Origin of the sequence: Bacillus sp. BP-3 (assembly GCF_028401955.1) — a bacterium.
Lineage (GTDB): Bacteria > Bacillota > Bacilli > Bacillales > Bacillaceae_G > Bacillus_A.
The window spans coordinates 216710-230592 of the sequence record NZ_JAQOTJ010000006.1; the positions used below are offsets into that span (position 1 = coordinate 216710).

Annotated in this window: 11 protein-coding genes; 8 read left to right on the forward strand and 3 right to left on the reverse strand. The window is 37.4% G+C overall.

Going from position 1 to position 13883, the window contains the following annotated elements; all coding sequences use genetic code 11:
• Nucleotides 1–27: 27 nt before the first annotated feature.
• Nucleotides 28–1155, reverse strand: coding sequence for a radical SAM/CxCxxxxC motif protein YfkAB (yfkAB, locus tag PLX19_RS12455; RefSeq protein WP_272188950.1), 1128 nt, complete (start codon nt 1153–1155; stop codon nt 28–30).
• Nucleotides 1156–1344: 189 nt separating this feature from the next.
• Nucleotides 1345–1506 (reverse strand): hypothetical protein, encoded by a 162-nt coding sequence (locus PLX19_RS12460; protein ID WP_272188951.1) that lies wholly within the window; start codon nt 1504–1506, stop codon nt 1345–1347.
• 363 nt (nt 1507–1869) lie between these two features.
• On the opposite strand from PLX19_RS12460, the gene PLX19_RS12465 reads away from it, so the two are divergent.
• The 5 genes from PLX19_RS12465 (at nt 1870) to rlmD (ending at nt 6986) form a co-directional block, all read left to right on the forward strand.
• Nucleotides 1870–2052, forward strand: coding sequence for an SE1561 family protein (locus PLX19_RS12465; RefSeq protein WP_020061169.1), 183 nt, complete (start codon nt 1870–1872; stop codon nt 2050–2052).
• Nucleotides 2053–2170: 118 nt separating this feature from the next.
• Nucleotides 2171–3697, forward strand: coding sequence for a fumarate hydratase (locus PLX19_RS12470; protein ID WP_272188952.1), 1527 nt, complete (start codon nt 2171–2173; stop codon nt 3695–3697).
• Nucleotides 3698–3885: 188 nt separating this feature from the next.
• Nucleotides 3886–4668: a delta-lactam-biosynthetic de-N-acetylase gene (gene pdaA / locus PLX19_RS12475; RefSeq protein ID WP_272188953.1), complete on the forward strand. Its 783-nt coding sequence runs from the start codon at nt 3886–3888 to the stop codon at nt 4666–4668.
• A 58-nt stretch (nt 4669–4726) separates the two neighbouring features.
• Nucleotides 4727–5590: a DNA-3-methyladenine glycosylase family protein gene (locus PLX19_RS12480; protein WP_272188954.1), complete on the forward strand. Its 864-nt coding sequence runs from the start codon at nt 4727–4729 to the stop codon at nt 5588–5590.
• 10 nt (nt 5591–5600) lie between these two features.
• Nucleotides 5601–6986: a 23S rRNA (uracil(1939)-C(5))-methyltransferase RlmD gene (gene rlmD, locus PLX19_RS12485; RefSeq protein ID WP_272188955.1), complete on the forward strand. Its 1386-nt coding sequence runs from the start codon at nt 5601–5603 to the stop codon at nt 6984–6986.
• Between the two features lie 115 nt (nt 6987–7101).
• On the opposite strand, the gene PLX19_RS12490 is transcribed toward rlmD, so the two are convergent.
• On the reverse strand, nt 7102–8547 hold the full coding sequence (locus tag PLX19_RS12490) for a L,D-transpeptidase family protein (protein ID WP_272188956.1): 1446 nt from the start codon (nt 8545–8547) through the stop codon (nt 7102–7104).
• Between the two features lie 377 nt (nt 8548–8924).
• On the opposite strand from PLX19_RS12490, the gene PLX19_RS12495 reads away from it, so the two are divergent.
• The 3 genes from PLX19_RS12495 to PLX19_RS12505 all read left to right on the forward strand — a co-directional run bounded on the left by PLX19_RS12495 (nt 8925) and on the right by PLX19_RS12505 (nt 13849).
• On the forward strand, nt 8925–9764 hold the full coding sequence (locus PLX19_RS12495; protein ID WP_272188957.1) for a DnaD domain-containing protein: 840 nt from the start codon (nt 8925–8927) through the stop codon (nt 9762–9764).
• A gap of 502 nt (nt 9765–10266) precedes the next feature.
• The gene (abc-f, locus tag PLX19_RS12500; protein ID WP_272188958.1) at nt 10267–12195 is read left to right on the forward strand and encodes a ribosomal protection-like ABC-F family protein; all 1929 of its coding nucleotides are present in this window, start codon (nt 10267–10269) and stop codon (nt 12193–12195) included.
• 598 nt (nt 12196–12793) lie between these two features.
• Nucleotides 12794–13849: an ADP-ribosylglycohydrolase family protein gene (locus PLX19_RS12505; protein WP_272188959.1), complete on the forward strand. Its 1056-nt coding sequence runs from the start codon at nt 12794–12796 to the stop codon at nt 13847–13849.
• The last annotated feature ends 34 nt before the right edge of the window (nt 13850–13883 follow it).

Consider the following 13883-nt stretch of genomic DNA (forward strand, 5'->3'; position numbering starts at 1 on the left):
GCATGATAGTACGCTGACGTTTTTTTCTTATAATGTGATGTTTGATTGTTTTGTTAAGAAATTTTCTGTTGGATAGTAACTATTTTTGACAAGAATATTTGGTCCAAGGCATTTTACAGCTGGACAATGGCAGCTTAATTCTTTTGCTGTTTTTGAGGCGCTCCACTTGTCATAAGCTTCTTGCAGTGTATTCGTTTGGACATTTCCAAGCATTGGCACGTCACCGAAATCTGTAACGATAATACTGCCGTCAAAAATATTTACATTTAAGCGTGAACGACCGTCAGGGTCATTACGTACTGTTACATTTTTACTTGTATGCAGCTTTTTGAATACTTCTAAATCACGTTCGTCATCGCTACATGCATAGAATGGCAATGTTCCAAATAGCATCCAGACATTTTCATCACGAATATCGAGAAGGTTTGAAATGGCACTGCGAATTTCATCTTTCGTTAAAATTTCAAGATTGCTAGCAAAATCACTTGGGTACATTGGATGCACCTCATGACGTTTACAGCCCATCTCTTCAACAATTTGACGGTGAATGTGTTCAATATGCGGAAGTGTACGTTTATTTAGCATTGTTTCAGCAGAAACAAGAACACCTGCTTCTGATAATGCTTTACTATTTGAAATCATCCGTTCAAATAATTTGGCACGTTGTTCATATGACGGTTTGCGCTCCATCATCGCAAATCCGCCCTGAGCGAAATCATCAATCGTTCCCCAGTTATGAGAAATATGTAAAACATCGAGATAAGGAATAATTTGTTCATAACGGGCTAAATCTATAGTTAGGTTAGAGTTAATCTGGGTGCGAACGCCTCGTTCGTGAGCATACTTTAAGAGCGGTGTTACATAATTATCAACAGACTTTTTGGAAAGCATCGGCTCGCCGCCTGTAATACTTAAAGAACGTAGATGCGGAACTTCATCTAATCGTTGTAATAATAAATCAAGCGGAAGTGGATTTGGATCTTTTGGCTGTAACGTATAACCAACAGCACAATGTTCGCAGCGCATATTGCATAATGTTGTCGTTGTAAACTCAACGTTTGTTAATAATAATTTGCCATACTCTTCAAGGTCCATATAAGCTTCCCATGGATCATAAGAAGGAGTAATCGGCTTCATTTTTTGTGATGTATTCATTTATGAAATACTCCTTTGACTATTGAAATAACAATTTGTCCATCCTCTATGATAGAAGAAGATTGCTTTTTAATAAAGTGAAACTTCCAGCAGTGGGAAGTTTTTTTCCTTCCCACTGCTGGTTAGTTGAACCAATCGGGCTTTTACGGACAGTTATCCCCGCCTATCTTCTTTGCTTCTCTCTTCATCCTAGGAAGGGGATTTACTGACCGTTAATGCGGGATAAAGTGAAACTTCCAGCAGTGGGGCGTTTTTTTCATCCCCACTGATGATTTTATAAATCAAAAACCATTCTTTTTGATGGGCGAGAGCAGGCCACACATAGAAGCGGTCAGGGCCCTTTTCTGCCACATGCGAAGTTCAAACAAAGGGAGAAAGCGAGAGAAGGATCTTTTTTCTGCATAGCAGCAATTTATATATTGAAAAATTAAAATGGATTCATCTAGTTGAACTTTCTGCAATTTCCCTTGAATTTTGAGGTGGAGGAATAGCGGGACATATTATTTTACTCAAATTAATGCAAAAATTCATGTCCGTGGTAATCATTTTTACTGTATAATAAAATAAAGATTCAACAAGCAAACGAATGAGTATGCTTAGTATGAGTCGAAGCAATAGGGTTATATAAATATATTATTTTTTGTAAATATATAAGAATACTTATGTTTTTTAAGAAATAATCAAGATAACTCGCACAAAAAGGAGAGAGCACCTATGGGAAATGCTACTTATGATAAAGATTCACAATTAGTATATTTGAAAGAACGTTTAAATATGTTTATAGAAGTTATTGATACAATTGAACCAGAAGACGTGGAACTAGAAGATGTGGATCGTCTTCTTGAAATGTTAGATGATATTGAGTTTAAGTGTGAGCAATTTAAAAAGAGTGAGTAAAGGATCAGCGAACTGCTGATTCTTTTTTGTTAGAAGCAATGTAAAAAAAGAGGTATAATCAAATTGTGAAATTTTGAAATGCGTTTTGGTAGCGTTCACAATTGAGGGGGAAGTAATCATGAAAAAGCTTCAAGAAAGCATGTATAAACTAATTGTTGAAACGTCAACAAATTTACCGAAAGATGTTCGACGTGTGATTCAACAAGCGAAAGAACGAGAAAGTGCAGGAACTCGTTCCGCGATGGCGCTTGGCACAATTACCAATAATATTAAAATGGCAGATGATAATATTTCGCCAATTTGCCAAGATACAGGGATGCCAACTTTTAAAGTGTACACACCAGTTGGGGTAAACCAATTACACATTAAAGAAGCAATTTACAAAGCGATTGAACAAGCAACGAAAGACGGGAAGCTTCGTCCGAACTCTGTAGATTCTCTGTTTGGTGATAATAGCGGAAATAACTTAGGGCCAGGAACACCTGTCATTAAGTTTGAGCAATGGGAAAAAGATTATATTGATGCACGCCTTATTTTAAAAGGCGGTGGCTGTGAAAATAAAAATATTCAATACAGCTTACCTTGTGAACTTGAAGGACTAGGACGAGCTGGTCGTGATTTAGAAGGAATTCGTAAATGCCTTCTTCATGCGGTATATCAAGCACAAGGTCAAGGATGTAGTGCTGGCGTAATTGGCGTTGGTATCGGAGGAGATCGTACGTCAGGTTATGAGCTTGCGAAAAACCAATTGTTCCGTACATTAGATGATGAAAATCCAATTCCAGAATTAAAGCAGCTTGAAGATTATATTATGGAAAATGCGAATAAGCTTGGGATTGGAACGATGGGATTTGGCGGCGAAACATCATTACTTGGCTGCAAAATTGGTGTATACAACCGTCTTCCAGCTAGCTTCTATGTTTCTGTTGCATATAACTGCTGGGCATATCGCCGCCTAGGTGTAACGATTCACCCAGAATCAGGTGAAATTATTGACTGGTTATACCAAGAAGGTGAAGATACGCTAAAACACGAGGAAACAAACGAAGAAGCAAATACGCAACGTGAAATCGTCTTACAGGCGCCAATTACGGAGGAACAAATTCGCGAACTTCGCGTTGGTGACGTTGTAACGATTAACGGTATGATGTATACAGGCCGCGATGCAATTCATAAACATTTAATGGATAACGACTGCCCAGTTGATTTGAATGGACAAGTTATTTATCACTGCGGACCAGTTGTTGTAAAAGATGAAAATGACAATTGGAAAATTAAAGCAGCAGGACCAACAACAAGTATTCGTGAAGAGCCATACCAAGGCGATATTATGAAGAAATTTGGTATTCGCGCTGTTATTGGTAAAGGCGGTATGGGTGCGAAAACATTGGCGGCATTAAATGAACATGGCGGCGTATATTTAAATGCAATTGGCGGTGCAGCACAGTACTACGCAGAGTGCATTAAAGACGTAAAAGATGTTGATTTCTTACAATTTGGTATTCCAGAAGCAATGTGGCATTTACGTGTAGAAGGATTTAAAGCAGTTGTAACAATGGATTCTCATGGTAATAGCTTACATGCTGATGTGGATAAATCATCTTTAGAGAAGTTAGCAACGTTTAAAGAACCAGTATTTAAATAAGAATGAGGAGCTGACATTTGTCAGCTCTTTTTTGTGCGTTCGGAGGGGCTTTATCTTATGTCGAAGCGCCGATATATTGAATCAGTGTCTTGCTTTGTATTGGTATAAATGGAAAAACGTGTTCAGCATGAAAAAATTATAGACACAGAAACTACAAGTACGATTATATAAGAAAAGGAGCTTATACAATGAAGCGTAATTGGTTATACATTGGTATTATCTTTTCAATTATGATGGTACTTGTTCCGGCTTCTGTGCTTGCTTATGTGAATACGCCAAATCATTGGGGAATTCCGCGTGCGAAAAATGAAATTCCTCCGGATGCTGGTCAAAAATTTACAGAGCTATTGCAGAAAAATGGAGGATTTTATTTAGGCGATACAAAGAAAAAAGATATTTATTTAACGTTTGATAATGGATACGAAAATGGCTTTACCGGAAAAATTCTCGATGTGTTAAAAGAAAAGAAGGTACCGGCAACCTTTTTTGTGACAGGGCATTATATTAAAACTCAGGAAGATTTATTAAAACGAATGGTAAATGAAGGGCATATTGTTGGAAACCATTCACAGACTCATCCAGATTTTACAACGGTAAACGACGCAAAGCTTCGTGAAGAATTGCAAGTTGTAACAGATGAAATTAAAAAGATAACAGGGCAAAAAGAAGTAAGATATGTAAGACCTCCGCGAGGGATTTTTAGTGAACGTACATTAGCACTTGCAAAAGATATGGGCTACTATAATGTCTTTTGGTCGCTTGCTTTTCTCGATTGGAAAGTAGATCAACAAAGAGGATGGCAATATGCTCATAATAATGTAATGAATATGGTTCACCCCGGGGCCATTATTTTGCTGCACTCTGTTTCGAAGGATAACACAGAAGCACTTGCGAAAATCATTGATGATTTACGCGAGAAGGGGTATCATTTTAAAAGCTTAGATGATTTAGTAAAAGGCAATCAACCGTAAGCATGTATGCTTGCGGTTTTCTCATGCTATAATGATGTGTAAAAAGGATGAGGAATGCATGTGGAGCGAACAAATTACGTTAGATTATCCATATCGTTTTGAAGAAGTATTAAAACGTTTATCTTTTGACCCGTTAAATATCATTCATTTAGAAGATAAAACCATTCATGTCCCACTTATCCTAGATGGGGAACAAATTATTGTTCGTGTACAAGGGAGGGGGACAACTGAAGCGCCGCAATTTTGGATTTCTAGCCAAAGCGATAAACAAGATGAAATTATGAAGCGTATTTCTTCTATTTTTCAATGGAATCAACCTTTTCATGTGATTCAGCATCATTTTTTAAACACATCGTTACGGCCGCTTTTTGAAACATTTGCATATACTCCAATTATTTTAGAGTTCGATTATTTTGCTTGTCTTCTTCGCTGTATTATTCATCAACAAGTTCACCTGAAATTTGCGACAGCACTTACAGAACAATTTGTAAAAACATATGGAACAGAAAGAAAAGGAGTTTTCTTTTTTCCGACGCCTGAACAAGTAGCGAATATTACAGTAGAAGAATTGAGAAATCAAAAGTTTAGTCAGCGCAAAGCAGAATATATCATTGGACTTGCACAGCATATTGTGGGTGGAAAGTTAAACTTAGAAGAATTAGAGAGAAAAACGGACGAAGAGGTTACAGCAATGCTATTACCAATACGAGGTATTGGAGCGTGGACTGTACAAAACTTCTTACTGTTTGCTCTTGGACGCCAAAATATGTTTCCAAAAGCAGATATCGGGATTCAACGTGCGCTTCAACAGTTATTTCAATTAGAACAAAAGCCAGATGAAGTATTTTTAGAACGAATGAAACAAGAGTGTGAACCATATTGCAGCTATGCATCATTATATTTATGGAAAAGTATAGAGTAGAGGTGTAACAATGATACAAAAACAACATGAGAGTAAGTTAGAAGTTGGTCAAACGTTTCCTGTGACAATAAAGCGTCTTGGGATTAACGGAGAGGGCGTAGGTTACTTTAAGCGCCAAGTTGTCTTCATCCCAGGGGCATTACCAGGAGAAGAAGTTGTTGCAGAAACAACGAAAATTCAGCGCGGTTTTGCGGAAGCAAAAGTGAAAAAAGTTCGTAAAGCTTCCCCACATCGCGTGAAGCCGCCGTGTGCTGTGTACGATAAATGCGGCGGTTGTCAGCTTCAGCATTTAGATTACAAAGAACAATTAAATCAAAAACGTGACATCGTTGTACAAGCATTTGAGAAGTATATGAACGGCAGTATGGAAGATAAGATTCGTCAGACGCTTGGTATGGAAGACCCATGGCATTATCGTAACAAAAGCCAACTGCAAGTCGGACGTAAAGATGAAAAGGTCATCACTGGATTATACGAACAAAACTCACATCGCTTAATTGATATCTCGCATTGTATGATTCAACATAAAGCAACGAACGAAGCAACAAAAGTTGTCAGACGTATATTAGAAAAACTGAACATTTCTATTTACAATGAAAGAAAACAAAAAGGTCTTGTACGGACAATTGTAACGCGTGCTGCCGTTCAAACAGGCGAAGTGCAAGTTACATTAATTACAACAAAAGAAGAATTGCCAAATAAAGAACAGTTTATTGCAGAAGTACAAAAGCAAATGCCATCTGTAAAATCGATTATGCAAAATGTGAACTGGCGTAAAACATCTGTTATCTTCGGTGATAAAACATTCCGCTTAGCTGGAAAAGAAGTGATCCAAGAAACACTTGGTGATTTATCATTTGAATTATCTGCACGTGCATTCTTCCAGTTAAATCCTGAACAAACAGTTGTGTTATATAACGAAGCGAAAAAGGCAGCTGCTTTAACAGGGACAGAAAAAATCGTAGATGCGTATTGCGGCGTTGGTACAATTGGACTGTGGCTTGCAAAAGATGCAGCCGAAGTACGCGGTATGGATGTCATTCCAGAAGCGATTGAAGATGCGAAGAAAAATGCAAAGCGTCACGGCTTCACAAATACAAAATACGAGGCTGGAAAAGCAGAACAATGGCTACCAAAATGGGTAAAAGAAGGCTGGCGTCCAGATGTCATCGTTGTTGATCCGCCGCGCACAGGTTGTGATGATAAACTACTCGAAACAATTTTAAAAGTTAAACCGGAAACGGTTGTATATGTATCGTGTAACCCATCATCACTTGCGCGTGATGTGAAAACGTTAATGAAGAGTTATGACGTGGAGTATGTACAGCCAGTGGATATGTTCCCACATACGGCACATGTGGAGAATGTTGTTAGGCTTGTTAAAAAAGAAAAATAAGTGAATTACGCTGAACCGCACCATAAGTAAATGGTATAAATAATAAAAACAAAGAAGCAGACAATCATTTAAGATTTCCTGCTTCTTTGTTTTTATAAAGAAAATTCTTGATATGTTAGTACACGACAACCGGTTCATGAGTGCTGAGGTTATCATACACAGTTTTCGCAATACTAGGAGGAAGGTTGACACATCCGCCTGAACCCCCAGTTAAATAGGCATTATTTGCCCAGTTTGTCCGCCAGCTGGCATCGTGGAACCCTTGCCCACCGTTTGTGAACGGAGCCCAGTAATCTACCTTAACGGAATAATCTGGTTTACCTACTGCACTACCTTTGAGTGTGTACGGTGATCGTTTATAGAGGATATACCATACACCCGGTGATGTATCTTCACTCGTGCTATGCTTACCTGTAACTACATTTGTTGTGACTGCTAATTGTCCATCTTTGTAAATCCAAATTTGTTGTTCTGCAATAGACACTTCCGCATACGTGTCTCCAATTCCATTATTCGCTGTTGTTTCATAACCGATGCCTTCATTTTCCCAGCCATTTCCGTAAATGTTAGAAGCGGAAAGTGATTTTTCCCCTTTTTCGAAAGCTTCTTGGATTCGTTTTGCTTCTTTTTCAGCATGTATTGCCCAGCCATAGCCTTGCCCTTTTACTGATATGACCGAACCAGAATGGGTTTTAAATGTGAAGTCTTTATTTAATGTTGATTTAGCATTATTAATTTCAGTAATCTTTTTCTTAATGTCGCTCGCGTCGATTGTAACTTTCATATCTTTTGACATAGATGCGTTTTGAATTAGATCTTTAGCTTTTAAAGAGTAAACTTCATTTTGTACCTTATAATCAATGGTTTGTTGAAGAAGGTCCTGAAGTGCCTTCTCTTCTTTTTTGACAATCGGATCGTTTTCTTTAATAGGCTGTATGTATACAGGCTTCAAATGGATTTCACTTTTATACTTCTGCTTGTCGTAATCTTTCAATAGACTAGCAACATCATACTGTTTTCCGTCAACGCCTTTTGAGATAACAACTTTGCCCTGTTCGAGCTTCGCCATAGCATCTTGAGGTGCTTTTAATTTTTTATTCATAGAGATGAGCTTTTCTTCTACAAGTTTTTTCATCGTTCCACTTCGATACTGATCCGCCTTTTCAGGTAGCAGTGAATAATTTTTTTCTTTTGAGGAAGGGAAAAATGTCCACTGGCTTTTTAATAGTTTCTTAACTTTAGGCAAATCCTCATTCGTAAGTTCCGTCTGCGTATCTTTTTCATCTAAAATTTGTTGTTGGCCGACATAGACTTTATTTTCTAATCCAGATGTTTTTAATTTCTGTATTGTCTGATCAGCAGTTAGACCGCCGACTTTTGTGTCATTAATCGTAACCTGTGAATTGAAACGAGTTGCCTGATAATAACTCATTCCCCCAAGGAGTGCAATTATAACGACGCCACCTGCTGTGATAAACTTCCAATTTTTAAAACGATTGCTTGAGTTGACTCGTTTTTTATCAACTTCTTCAACTGATTCCTTTATTGTGTTGTTGTTCATAAACTATTCCTCCGTATATATCAACGTCAACTGATTTTAAACTAAAACCATTGATTAGTGTACCTCATTATTCTTAAATTTTCATTATTTTTGACTAGATTTTATTGTGTTAAATTGGTCGAATTTGGATTTTTGTTATAGGCAGGAAATGAATAGCCCCCTTACAAACCCCTTGCAAGCACATCAAAAGCCCCTTACAAGTAATAAATCATTACAAAAACAAAATAAAAAACTACTACTACAAGAATCATCTCGAAAGAAATAAAACCGTAGTAGTCATTTTAAAAAAATCAAAGTGCCAAATTTTCTCATTCGTCCTTATATCTATTAAGGATGCGGCAATTTTATATGTGTCGTGAAAGATGGGAGGAATAGAAATGGCAGTATACCGAAATGTACAGGTGAATTTTTGGCAGGACGATTTTGTATTAGAGTTAACGCCGGAGGAGCGATATTTTTACATATACTTGCTGACATGTTCTAAAACGACGCAATGCGGTATTTATTCCTTACCGAAGCGTTTAGCGGAGATGGAAACAGGCTATAACCGAGAAACTGTTGAGAAGCTGCTGCAGCGGTTCATTGATTATGGGAAAATATTATATGATGCAGAAACGAAGGAGTTATACATCCAAAATTGGTTACGCTATAACCCAGTTACGAACACGAATATTGAGAAATGCGTGTTGCGTGAGCTCAAGACTGTGAAAAGCAAAAAGTTTATACATATGTTTCTTCAAAAATGTTTGGAGGAAGAGATGAATATCCCTCTATTATTAGAGTATTTTGGCATACCTGCCCAAGAGTCTCAAGCTGCCGTTGAAAGCTGTGAAGCGGATGGAGAAGCGGATTCGGATAGCGATGTATTCACGTTTTATGAACGAAACTTTGGCGGCTTGTCACCGTATACAAAGGAGGAGCTGAATGCGTGGATGAATGACCTGTCAGATGAACTTGTATGGAAAGCACTCCAGATTGCCCATGAAAACAACAAGCATACGCTGGCTTATGTGAAGGGCATTTTACGGGACTGGCATGAGAGAGGATATACGAAGCTTAGTGAAGTAGAGAAAGCAGCAGTACGGTTTCGGAAGAAGGAGCAGTCTGTTGCCTATGAGACTGAGGAGTTTCTAAAGGAGTGCGAAGAGTGGGAGAAAAATGTACCGTCTGAAGAAGAGCTTCAGAAGTTTTTACAGGAACGTGGCTGGCATCCGTGAACGAGAAGAGAGAGTGTGTACACTGTTGATTCCATTAATTGTATTTACAAAGATATTGAAAAGTGAGATAATAAAGAAAATTTCGGAGGGGGAAAGTAAGTTATGACGCCAACTAATTGCTAATATTGATTTTAATTTAAAATTAATATGGATTTTATAACGAGTATTAATTTTCCTAATTTTGTTAGGTCTATTTGGTTATGCTCTTTATGGGATCAAGGCAATTTAGAAGGTAACTTACTTTACTAAAATCGAGATTATAATTTATAACATATTTCACCTCTGTTTAGGAGGCGAGATATACAGGCATAACAATGTGTTTTTGATATACTTATTTTCTGCTTGTATAGTTACATAAATTATATTCACAGATTATTTAGGCTGTAAGAAGACATCATCTTCTTACGGCCTTTTTATTTAAAAAATAAAATAGTATTGAAGGTCTTCTTTGTCCTGTCCATAAAATGCGTAACTTGTATTATGGATGAAAGAAGGGAATTGTATGTTTGAATTAACATTAAACGGTATTAAGAAATATATGGATGCTACACTTGTTCTTAAAAATATAAGTTTTGAGGTTTATGCAGGAGAGAAGGTTGGGATTGTTGGCGCAAATGGTAGCGGAAAGAGTACGATCCTGAAGTTAATTGCAGGGATAGAGCCTATGCATTACTATCCAGGTTATCCACAAACCTCAAGCTATGGATATGATGAGGGTCTTATTCATTTTCCGAGAGGGGCAACTTGTGCATATCTTGAGCAAACGCCTTCGTATCCACAAGGCTTAAAGGTTATTGATGTTTTAAACATGGCTTTTGAGGAAGTTCATTGTATAGAGAAAGAAATGCGTGTATTAGAAGAACAAATGAAGACGTTAGAAGATGTCGCTTTAGAAAAATCCCTGCAAAAGTACAGTGACTTAGTTCAGTTATATGAAGTGAAGGGCGGATATGATATAGAAGAAAAATTAGGCAAGGTTTGCACGGGGCTGAAATTTGATGAAAGCTTTTTAAACAAGGATTTTGATTTATTGAGCGGTGGTGAAAAAACTACCGTTGTACTTGGGAAACTGCTGATTCATGATCCAGACATATTGTTGCTTGATGAGCCGACCAATCATTTAGATATGGATTCCATTGAATGGCTCGAAGGCTATTTGAAAAGCTACAAGGGAGTTGTCATTATCGTATCCCATGATCGATATTTTTTGGACAATGTAGTCACAAAAATTGTAGAAATAGAGGATATGGAGTCTATCACCTACAAGGGAAACTATTCATCTTATGTGAGTCAAAAGGAAGAGAATTTACGCATTCAATATGAGCATTTTAGAGAGCAGCAAAAAAAGATTAATTCCATGGAAAAGACCGTAACAGATTTGAGAGATTGGGCTATGAGAGCTGATAATAATAAGTTCTTTAGAAGAGCTGCTAGTATACAAAAAAAGCTCGATAAAATGGAGCGGATTGAAAAGCCGGTTTTTGAGAGACAAAATATGAAGTTACATGTAAAAGCTGCGCAAAGATCCGGAAATGAAACCATTAAAGCAGTAGGGCTTTCTAAAAGCTATGGAGATAAAGTAATTTTTAAGGATGCTGATGTAATGGTTCATTACGGGGAAAGAGTGGGGCTAATCGGCTCTAATGGCAGCGGGAAAACCTCGTTTTTAAAGATGCTTTTAGGGGAAGAGCAGCCGGATCAAGGTGTGGTGGAATTAGGTGCTAATGTGATAGCGGCATATTTACCACAGAAAATTATTTTCAAAGATGAAGAGCTTACGGTGCTGGAGTGCTTTAGGGAGGATATCTCGATACTGGAAGGAAAAGCGCGGGAATATTTATCAAAATTCATGTTTTATAAAAATAGCGTCTTTAAAAAAGTAAAACATTTATCAGGGGGAGAGAAAATTAGACTCAAACTTGGTATGTTGTTATATCAAGATGTAAATTTATTAATACTGGATGAGCCGACAAACCATCTTGATATTGATTCGATCGAAACTCTTGAGGAAGCGCTGGAAGACTTTAAAGGAACAATATTTTTTATATCTCACGACAGATATTTTATTAATAAATTCGGTGAAAGAGTGATTGTTATTGAGGAGCATTCCTGTAAAAGCTATCTTGGAAATTACGATTATTATAAAAGTGTAAAAGAGGAGTTAAGCTTACAGAATGTGAAGGAGCCGGTTAAAAAGAGCGTGAAGGTGAAGAAACAAAGAAATGGTTCTGACGGTATAAAGGAGGAGGCAGGAAAGGCTAAGGCACTAGCAAAGATTGAAAGGCTTGAAGAGGAGATAAGACAGCTAGATATAGCTATGGCTGCTGATCATATCGAGTATGAGGAACTTAATCAGCTATATGATAGGAAACTTGAATTAAATCATGAACTAGATTCGGTGATGGAGTTGTGGTTAAGTTTTGGGGATTAACTCTAAAGTCTCGTGAAATTAAATGGAACAGGGTAAAGCTATGCTATGATCACAGCTAAATCTATGTGGAGTGTATGGTTAGGGTTGTTAGAGTAACTAAAATAAATTTTTTCTTTTTTGTAAAGAGAAGTTTCGGTGTTTTCATTCTTTTTATTTGAAGTGAAAAGGGGAGAAGATTCTAAAGGAAAGGAACTAATCCTACAGGCGCATAGGGCCTTTGGGGATTAGTTCTTTTTTATTGCGTACGAATTTTAGGGATATTTAGAAAAGTAGCCTGTGTTTTATTACTACTGTATGTGAATGAAATGATATTATCTAACTCCTTGACGCGTAATTCTCGTTTTCATACTCTGTCAATTTTTTATCAAGTTGAGTTTGCTTGATCTTAATGGCTATGTTTTTAGTACATACTAATATGTAAAAGGCATCGTCTTTATGTGCTAGAATATAATACATCGGTAGAGGTAGACACTAGAGAGGTTTCCTTGTGTTACTATGGAAAGAAGGTAAGGAAAAACATTATAGAATGTTTATAAACTTTGTTTTATTAACGGAAAAAATTAGGATGCGGAAAGACAAAAGGGGAAAAGGGGTTACTATGAGAAATATAAAGGATTTCTTTATAGCTTCCTTGCTCGGTGGTGCTATCGGGGATGCTCTTGGCTATACTGTGGAGTTTATGACACTAGATAAAATTAAATCCAAATTTGGAGAGCAAGGAATAACAGAATTAAAGTTAGATAAAGTAACTGGTAAAGCTCTTATATCCGATGATACACAGATGACCATATTTACAGCAGATGGAATGGTATGGGCATACCAGCGTTGTAGCGAGAGAGGCGTTGGATCTTATGCAGGGAGCGGCATTCATCAATCCTATCTTCGTTGGTACTATACACAGACTGGAAGGATTCCGATTGATAATGATAAGTTGTGGCTGGAACGACAGCCACATGAAGAAAGAAATAGTATTTTAGATTATAAGGAATTGTTCTCCAAAAGGGCACCAGGACATAGTTGCTTAATGGCTCTTGGAAGTGGGGAAATGGGAACAGTGGAACAGCCAATCAATAATAGTAAAGGCTGTGGAGGAGTAATGCGTATTGCACCAGTAGGTTTGTTTCTTCATAGAGAACCAAAATATGCATTTCGAATTGGAGCTGAAGTTGCGGCAATCACTCATGGGCATCCTACAGGATATCTTGCAGCAGGAGCACTTGCCGCTATTATTGCGGAACTTATAAATGGAAAAAGTATTATGGAAAGTACAATGACTGCAATTGATGTACTTAAAAAACATAAAGGCTGTGAGGAAACTTTAAGTGCAATAGAAAAGGCCATAGAGCTTGTAAAAGGTAATGAAAACCCCCAACGAGCTATTCAAAAGTTAGGTGAAGGTTGGATTGCAGAAGAAGCATTAGCTATTGCTTTGTATTGCACGTTAAAGACATCTGCTGTTAAAGAGGCTCTCATTATGTCAGTCAATCATGATGGTGATAGTGATTCTACAGGAGCAATTTGTGGCAACATACTCGGTGCAGCTTATGGTATAGCTGCTCTACCAAAGGAATGGATAAGCAATCTTGAGTTAAAGGATTTGATAACAGAAATGGGAAGCAAGCTGTTTGATATGTCAGATCAGATGGCTTTTTGATTAATAGAGGTCACGTTTTATAGCTGACAAATAC